7 protein-coding genes are annotated in these 7,246 nt (G+C 64.6%); 1 reads left to right on the top strand and 6 read right to left on the bottom strand.

From position 1 onward, the window contains the following. Nucleotides 1-133: 133 nt before the first annotated feature. The 4 genes from BTH42_RS21330 to ugpB all read right to left on the bottom strand — a co-directional run bounded on the left by BTH42_RS21330 (nucleotide 134) and on the right by ugpB (nucleotide 4,521). On the bottom strand, nucleotides 134-1,222 hold the full coding sequence (locus tag BTH42_RS21330; RefSeq protein ID WP_075303094.1) for a sn-glycerol-3-phosphate import ATP-binding protein UgpC: 1,089 nt from the start codon (nucleotides 1,220-1,222) through the stop codon (nucleotides 134-136). Nucleotides 1,223-1,317: 95 nt separating this feature from the next. Further along, nucleotides 1,318-2,163 carry a sn-glycerol-3-phosphate ABC transporter permease UgpE gene (ugpE, locus tag BTH42_RS21325; protein ID WP_075303092.1) on the bottom strand — a complete coding sequence of 282 codons (846 nt, stop codon included), beginning with the start codon at nucleotides 2,161-2,163 and terminating at the stop codon, nucleotides 1,318-1,320. After that, nucleotides 2,160-3,044, bottom strand: coding sequence for a sn-glycerol-3-phosphate ABC transporter permease UgpA (ugpA, locus tag BTH42_RS21320; RefSeq protein WP_075303090.1), 885 nt, complete (start codon nucleotides 3,042-3,044; stop codon nucleotides 2,160-2,162). The genes ugpE and ugpA overlap by 4 nt, the downstream gene beginning before the upstream one ends. A 151-nt stretch (nucleotides 3,045-3,195) precedes the next feature. Then, on the bottom strand, nucleotides 3,196-4,521 hold the full coding sequence (ugpB, locus tag BTH42_RS21315) for a sn-glycerol-3-phosphate ABC transporter substrate-binding protein UgpB (protein WP_075303088.1): 1,326 nt from the start codon (nucleotides 4,519-4,521) through the stop codon (nucleotides 3,196-3,198). Between ugpB and BTH42_RS35545 the strand changes: the two genes are divergently transcribed. Continuing rightward, a complete protein-coding gene (locus tag BTH42_RS35545; RefSeq protein ID WP_178392208.1) occupies nucleotides 4,511-4,684 on the top strand; it encodes a hypothetical protein in 174 nt (57 codons plus the stop codon). The two genes, ugpB and BTH42_RS35545, sit on opposite strands and share 11 nt — an antisense overlap. A gap of 42 nt (nucleotides 4,685-4,726) precedes the next feature. Here BTH42_RS35545 and BTH42_RS21310 read toward each other — a convergent pair whose 3' ends face one another. Together BTH42_RS21310 and BTH42_RS21305 are read right to left on the bottom strand one after the other, a co-directional pair. Further along, nucleotides 4,727-5,980: a porin gene (locus BTH42_RS21310; protein WP_075303086.1), complete on the bottom strand. Its 1,254-nt coding sequence runs from the start codon at nucleotides 5,978-5,980 to the stop codon at nucleotides 4,727-4,729. Nucleotides 5,981-6,134: 154 nt separating this feature from the next. Next, on the bottom strand, nucleotides 6,135-7,145 hold the full coding sequence (locus BTH42_RS21305) for an MBL fold metallo-hydrolase (protein ID WP_075303084.1): 1,011 nt from the start codon (nucleotides 7,143-7,145) through the stop codon (nucleotides 6,135-6,137). Nucleotides 7,146-7,246 lie beyond the last annotated feature (101 nt).

The following is a 7,246-nucleotide window of genomic DNA, read 5'->3' as shown; positions in this document are numbered from 1 at the left end:
ATTGTACTTCGCGGCGGGGGCGGGGCGGCAGGGGGAAGCGGGCGCGTGGCCCGGCGTTACGCGCGCCTCGCGCGGGAGCGCGGTGGCTTCGGCGCGGGCAGCCAGGCGCCGCGCCGTTGTTGTCGCCGCGCGCTCAGTTCGCCCGCCGTCCCGTCTGCGGATCGAAGAAATGCAGATGCTGCGCCGGCAGCGCGACCTGCAGCGCTTCGCCGGCCGCCGGACGATGCGCGTGCGGCAGCCGCGCGGTCACGTCGTGCTTGCCCCAGCGGCCGTGCGCGAGATTGTCCGCGCCGAGCAGTTCGCACGAGTCGACGGTCAGCGTCGCGTGCGGCGCGTTCGGGGTGCCTGGGCTCATATGCTCGGGGCGGATGCCGAGCGTCCATTCGCGGCCCGGCGCGACTTCGCGGCCGATCGACGGCACCCCCGCGAGCGGCAGCTTCGGACCGTTGCCGGCGACATCGAAGGTCGAGCCGTCGTCAGATACGCGGCCTTCGAGCAGATTCATCCCCGGCGAGCCGATGAAGCTCGCGACGAACACCGTGGCCGGCCGCTCGTAGACTTCGGTCGGCGCGCCGATCTGCTCGGCGTGCCCCTTGTTCATCACGATCACGCGCTGCGCGAGCGTCATCGCTTCGATCTGGTCGTGGGTCACGTACAGGCTGGTGGTGCGAAGCCGCGCATGCAGGCGCTGGATTTCGAGGCGCATCTGCACGCGCAGCCGTGCGTCGAGATTCGACAGCGGTTCGTCGAACAGGAACACCGCCGGTTCGCGCACGATCGCGCGGCCCATCGCGACGCGCTGCCGCTGACCGCCCGACAGCTCGCGCGGCTTGCGCTGCAGCAGCGGTTCGAGTTCGAGAATCTGCGCGGCCGCTTCCACGCGTCTGGCGATCTGCTCGCGCGCGACGCCGGCGATCTTCAGCGCGTAGCCCATGTTTTCGGCGACGCTCATATGCGGGTACAGCGCGTAGTTCTGGAACACCATCGCGATGTTGCGGTCCTTCGGTTCCAGCTCGTTGACGACCTTGCCGGCGATCGAAATCTGGCCGTCGGAGATGCGTTCGAGCCCGGCCACCATCCGCAGCAACGTCGACTTGCCGCAGCCGGACGGACCGACCATCACGACGAATTCGCCGTCGGCGACATCGACGTCGATCCCGTGCAGGATGAACTGTTTGCCGTCGTAGGTCTTCTTAACGCCTTGTAGAGTCAGTGCGGCCATGCGGTTCCAACCTTTGTTTTGAGTGCTTGCGGCGCGTCGCTTCGAGTTGAGCGGGAGGCGCGCAGGTTCGATTCAAGCAGGGCTGTTGCGCCCGCTCACTTCTCCGAATCCACCAGTCCGCGCACGAACCAGCGCTGCATCGTCAGCACGACCACCAGCGGCGGCAGCATCGCCAGCAGCGTCGCGGTCATCACCAGATGCCATTCGGTCGCGGTGTCGCCCGACGCGATCATCCCCTTGATGCCGATCACCGCGGTGATCAGCGACTGCTGGCTGGTGATCAGGATCGGCCACAAATACTGGTTCCAGCCGTAGATGAACGTGATCACGAAGAGCGCCGCCATCGTGGTGCGCGACAGCGGCAGCACCACGTCCCAGAAGAACCGCAGCGGCCCCGCGCCGTCGATCCGCGCGGCTTCCATCAGCTCGTCGGGCAGCGTCTTGAAGAACTGGCGGAACAGGAAAGTCGCGGTGGCCGACGCGATCAGCGGCAGCGTCAGTCCGGTGTAGGTATTGCTCAGATGCATCGACGACACGACCTGCACGGTCGGAAAAATCCGCACTTCGACCGGCAGCATCAGCGTGATGAAAATCAGCCAGAACGCGAGCGTGCGAAACGGGAAGCGGAAGTAGACGATCGCGTACGCGGAGATCATCGATACCGAGATCTTGCCGATCGCGATCACCAGCGCCATCACCAGACTGTTGAACAGCATCCGGTTGAACGGCGCGGCCGCGTTGCCGGTGCCCTGGGTCCAGACGGTCGCGATGTTCTCGAACAGATGCGTGCTCGGCACCAGCGACAGCGGCACGCTGAACACCTCGTGCTCGCTCATCGTCGCCGCGCAGAACGCGACGTACACCGGAAACACCACCAGCGCGACGCCGATGATCAGCGCCACGTGGCAGAACAGGTCGAAACCGCGGCGGTTCTCGATCATGAGTATTGAACCCTGCGTTCGATAAAGCGAAATTGCACGACGGTCAGCACGACGACGATCACCATCAGCACGACCGACTGCGCGCCCGAGCTGCCGATGTCGAGTCCCTGGAAACCTTCGGCGAAGATCTTGTAGATCAGCGTGCGGGTCGCCTGGCCGGGGCCGCCGCCGGTCGCGGCATCGATCACCGGGAAGGTGTCGAAGAACGCGTAGGTGATGTTGATGACCAGCAGGAAGAACGTGGTCGGCGACAGCAGCGGCAGCGCGATGCCGAAGAAGCGCCGCACCGGACCGGCGCCGTCGATCGCGGCCGCTTCGATCAGCGAGCGCGGAATCGCCTGCAGGCCCGCGTAGAAAAACAGGAAGTTGTAGCTGACCTGCTGCCAGACCGATGCGAGCACCACGAGGAACATCGCCTGACCGGGATTCAGCGCGTGATTCCACGTGACGCCTAAACGCGCGAGCGCGAAGGTGACAAGACCGATGCTCGGGTTGAACAGGAACGTCCACAGCACCGCGGCGATCGCCGGCGCGACCGCGTACGGCCAGATCAGCAGCGTTTGATAGAGCTTCGCGCCGCGCGTCACGCGATCCGCGCAGACCGCGAGCAGCAGCGAGATCACGAGGCCGGACACGGTGACGAGCGCGCAGAACACGATCGTCGTATTGAACGACGCCAGATACAGCGGATCGGCGAAGAGCTGTCTGAAGTTCGCGAGGCCGACGAACTGGCTGGAGGTGCCGAACGCGTCCTGACTTTGCGTCGATTGCCAGAGCGCCTCGCCGGCCGGCCACAGGAAGAACACCAGCGTGATGAGCAATTGCGGCCCGACCAGCAGGTAGGGCAGTGCGCTGGTGCCGAAACTGGAGCGCTTTTCCATCGAAGTTTCCACGGTGTGCTGCGACGACGGGTGCCGGCGCGGTGGCGCCGGAACCCGGTTAGCAGGTGGCGGCGGATGTGCCGCCCGGGTGTGCCGGCCGCGCGGCCGGCTCAGTTGCCAACTTGATTGAGAACCAGGTTGTTGGCTTTTTTTAGTTGCCGGCCTTTTCGAAGCGGCGCAGCAGGTCGTTGCCGCGCGACACCGACGAGTCGAGCGCCTGCTGCGGCGTCTTCTTGTCCGCCCACACCTGCTCGAGTTCTTCGTCGATCACGGTGCGGATCTGCGGCATGTTGCCCAGACGCAGGCCCTTGGTGAACGGCAGCGGCGGTTTGTTCAGCATCTGGCGGATCGCGGTGTCGCTGCCCGGGTTCTTGTCGTAGAAGCCCTGCTGGCGGGTCAGGTCGTACGCGGCGGTGGTGATCGGCAGATAGCCGGTGTCCTGGTGCCACTTCGCGGCGACCGGCGCGGTGGCCACGTACGCGAGGAATTGCGCGACGCCCTTATAGACGGCCGGGTCCTTGCCCGACAGCACCCACAGGCTCGCCCCGCCGATGATCGCGTTCTGCGGCGCGCCCTTCACGCTCTCGTCGTACGGCATCATGCCGGTGCCGAAGTTGAACTTCGCGTACTTCTTGATCGTCGCGAGCGAGCCCGACGAGTTCGTGATGATCCCGCAGTCGCCGCTATAGAACTTCGATACCGGTTCGTCCTTGCGGCCGACATAGGTGAACGTGCCGTCCTTACCCATGTTCTGCAGGAACTGGATGTGCGCGACCTGCAGCGGCTTGTTGAATTCGAGCTGCGCGTCGAGGCCGTCGAAGCCGTTGTTCTTCGACGCGAACGGCGCCGCGTGCCATGCGCTGTAGTTCTCGAGCTGAATCCAGCTCTGCCAGCCCGACGAGTAGCCGCACGACATGCCCGCGGCCTTCAGCTTCTGCGCGTCGGCGTGCAGTTCGGCCCAGGTCTTGGGCGGCTGGTTCGGATCGAGACCGGCCTTCTTGAACGCGTCCTTGTTGTAGTACAGCACCGGCGTCGAGCTGTTGAACGGCATCGAGATCAGCTCGCCGGTTTTCGAGTCGCTGTAGTAGCTGGCGATGGTCGGAACGAAGGCCTTCTGGTCGAGCGGCACGCCGGCGTTCCGGAATACTTCGGTGACCGGAATGATCGCCTTTTTCGCCTGCATCATCGTCGCGGTGCCGACTTCGTAGACCTGCAGGATTGCCGGCGCGTTGCCGCTGCGATAGGCGGCGATGCCGGCCGCGAGCGTCTGGTCGTAGGTGCCCTTGAACACCGGCACGATCTTGTAGTCGCTCTGCGATTTGTTGAAGTCGTTCGCGATGTCGTTCAGACGTTCGCCGAGCGCGGCTTCCATCGCGTGCCAGAACTGGATTTCGGTGGCGGCGTGGGCGGCCTGGCTAAGGCCGACGCTCAGTACTGCGGCGACCGATAGCGAACGGAACAGCGGCTTGCAATTCATCGATTTGTCTCCTATGCGCACTGGCGCGGATGCGGATCGCGCGATTCTATTTTGGTTCGATGACATTCCGGCGTCGAAAGCCGGACGGCGCGAAAGGCTCGTGGCGGGCGCCGGAAGCCGCAATTTAACATCGGCTGTCATGAAACGGAAATATGCCGCGTGAGTCGCGCGAGCTCGCGCGATCCGGTCCGGCCGTGCGCGCCGGTCAGAATCGATGCGCGATACCGGCGGTTAGCGCCACCTGATGATTCGTCGCCGACGGGCTCATGAAGCCGATTTGCGCGACCGCCGGTTTGCCCAGCGAGTTGGTGCCGTTCGCCTGTTCCCACGCGGCGAGCGCATACAGCGTGGTTCGCTTGCTCAACGCGTAATCGCCGCCGGCCGAGACCTGGTGGTAATGCGAGGTTCCGAGGTTGCCCACGCTCGACACCCACGCATAGTCGTAAGCGGCCGCGACCGACAGGGCCGGCGTGAAATTGTGTTTGAAGCTGACCTCCGCGTTGTTGATGTGGACGCTGCCCTGCAAATGGAGCGGGTTCGGTCCCGATTGACTCGTGTTGCCGAGGCCCTTGAAGGCCGTCCGGGTGAACACCGCGCCGACCTGCTCGCTGGCGAATTTGTACGTGCCGCCGACGGCGATTTCCTCCAGCGTGTTCGCCGACGCGAAGCCCGCGACGATGGGCGCCGATTGCGGCGAGCTTGCCGAGCCCGCCGAGCCGAGGTTGTTGCTCGTGACCCCGCCCGAGTTGGGGTTGATCCCATAGGCCGAAATATTCGGGTTGCGCGCGTTGAGGTAGCTCACCGCGGCCGCTAAGCCGCCGGCGTTATAGCGCAGCCCGCCGCCCAACACCGAATTCTGCGAGATCGAGCCGGGCACGCCCCCCAGACCGACGAGCGCGCCGAAGCTGATACCGTGAAAATCCGGGCTCTGGTACTTGATGGAATTGTTCACGCGTCGAATGTTCAGCAGGCCGTCGGCGTTGCCCGGGTGAGTGGAGAACTCGCCGCCGAAGGTCGCCAGCGCGGACAGCACGCCCACGTACTCGGTCGTGAACTCGTACTGCCGGCCGGCGGACAGCGTGCCGAGCACGTTGGATTTCAAACCGACCCACGCTTGCCGGCCGAATAGTGCGCCGCCTTGCGCGAACCCGCCGCTCGCCATCGAAAAGCCGTTCTCGAGATTGAACAGCGCCTGCAGGCCGCCGCCGAGATCTTCTTTGCCGAGAATGCCCCAACGGCTGCCCATCTTGCCGGCGTTCAGGCCGTCGGCGATAAACGTCTGACTGTGGCCCACCGGCACACCGTTTGCGCCGACCGAGGTTTGCGTGTTCGACGAGTAGTTGATGCCGATATCGACGACGCCATAAAGCGTCACCGACGACTGCGCATAAGCCGACGATGCGATCGCGAAGCCGACAGCGGCGAGCGCCGCGCGGCGCGTCGTGAAGGAAGTTTGCATGTTGATACGCTCTGAAGTGGTGGGCGGCGTGCGAGCCGCCGCGCGCTGTGCGGGCCCGTGGAGCAGCGCTTTGCTGCGGGCCCGTGCAATAGCGTGATGGCGATGAAAGCGCGGTGCGCGAGCACCGCGATTAGGGGACGCTGTGGGGGATTGCTTAGTTAGTGGGTTCGAGCTGGCGCTGTGACGGCTGGTACGGCACGCGCGCAACGCCGTTGGCCGACACCACGAAGCGCATCAGGTCCTGGCCGACCACGAACTTGCCGTCGTATTTCCGGCTGATGCGCTCGATGATTTCCTGGTCCGTCGCCCGTGCAATGTTGCCCCGGCTGTACAGCGAGATATGCGAGAGCACCGCGTCGCCGGGATGGGTTTCGTTCAGGATGCGCGACACCATCTCCGGGTTCGCCAGATATTCGTAGAAGTGTTTGACGTACTCCGGATGCGCGGCTTCCAGCTCGCGGCTGCCGACAGAAACGCAGTGCACGAGCAGGTCGGCGCCTTTCGCGTTCTCGACCAGATTCGGCGCGTAGGTGGTGTCGCCGGATAGCACGACTGAGCGTCCTGCATAGTCGATACGGTAGCCATACGCCGGATGGACGTGACCGTGGTCGACGAGGAACGCGCGTACCACGACGCCGTCTTTCTCGTAGACCACGCCGCCTTTCGCGGCGAGCGTGTGCACATTGATCGACGTCGCGGCGGGGTTGACCTCCTTGCCGGTTTCGCGAATCCGGTTGTTCTCGACGAACAGCGTCTGAATGCCGTTCGCGACCGAGTCGATCCCTTGCGGGCCGTAAAGCTCCAGCGGTTTGACGCGCCGGCCGTCGTCGGTCGGCAGCGGTGCGCTGGCGTAAATATCCGGCAAGCCGGTCAGATGGTCGGAGTGCAGATGGGTGATGAAGATCGCGTCGATATCGCGCAACGGCGTCGAGGTCTGGTGAAGCCGGATCGCCGCGCCGCGTCCCGCGTCGAACAGCAGCTTCTGCTTGCCGGCTTCGACGAGCGTGCTCATGCCGAACCGGTTGACGTTCAGAATGGGCGTGCCGGTGCCGAGAAGCGTGACGGCAATTTCGTTTTCGGCGGCGCTGGTCGGGGCGGTGGAAAGGAGGCTCAGGCACGCCGCAAACGATACGGCGAGAGATTTGATTAGCGCGGCTTTTTTCATGGCGGGACGTATGGAAAGGTTGCGACGAAGTGCTCGAAACGGGTTGCTGAATAACGGTTCGAACGACAGATTCCGCGAGCGTCGCAGGTCTCCTGGCACTG

Origin of the sequence: Burkholderia sp. SRS-W-2-2016, from assembly GCF_001931485.1 — a bacterium.
GTDB lineage: Bacteria > Pseudomonadota > Gammaproteobacteria > Burkholderiales > Burkholderiaceae > Paraburkholderia.
This window is presented reverse-complemented; position numbering and strand designations above follow the sequence as displayed.

Excerpts from the sequence above, each read along its gene's own strand:
- BTH42_RS21330 (WP_075303094.1), bottom strand. The coding sequence starts at position 1,222 with ATGGCCGCACTGACTCTACAAGGCGTTAAGAAGACCTACGACGGCAAA.
- ugpE (WP_075303092.1), bottom strand. The coding sequence starts at position 2,163 with ATGATCGAGAACCGCCGCGGTTTCGACCTGTTCTGCCACGTGGCGCTG.
- ugpA (WP_075303090.1), bottom strand. The coding sequence starts at position 3,044 with ATGGAAAAGCGCTCCAGTTTCGGCACCAGCGCACTGCCCTACCTGCTG.
- ugpB (WP_075303088.1), bottom strand. The coding sequence starts at position 4,521 with ATGAATTGCAAGCCGCTGTTCCGTTCGCTATCGGTCGCCGCAGTACTG.
- BTH42_RS21310 (WP_075303086.1), bottom strand. The coding sequence starts at position 5,980 with ATGCAAACTTCCTTCACGACGCGCCGCGCGGCGCTCGCCGCTGTCGGC.
- BTH42_RS21305 (WP_075303084.1), bottom strand. The coding sequence starts at position 7,145 with ATGAAAAAAGCCGCGCTAATCAAATCTCTCGCCGTATCGTTTGCGGCG.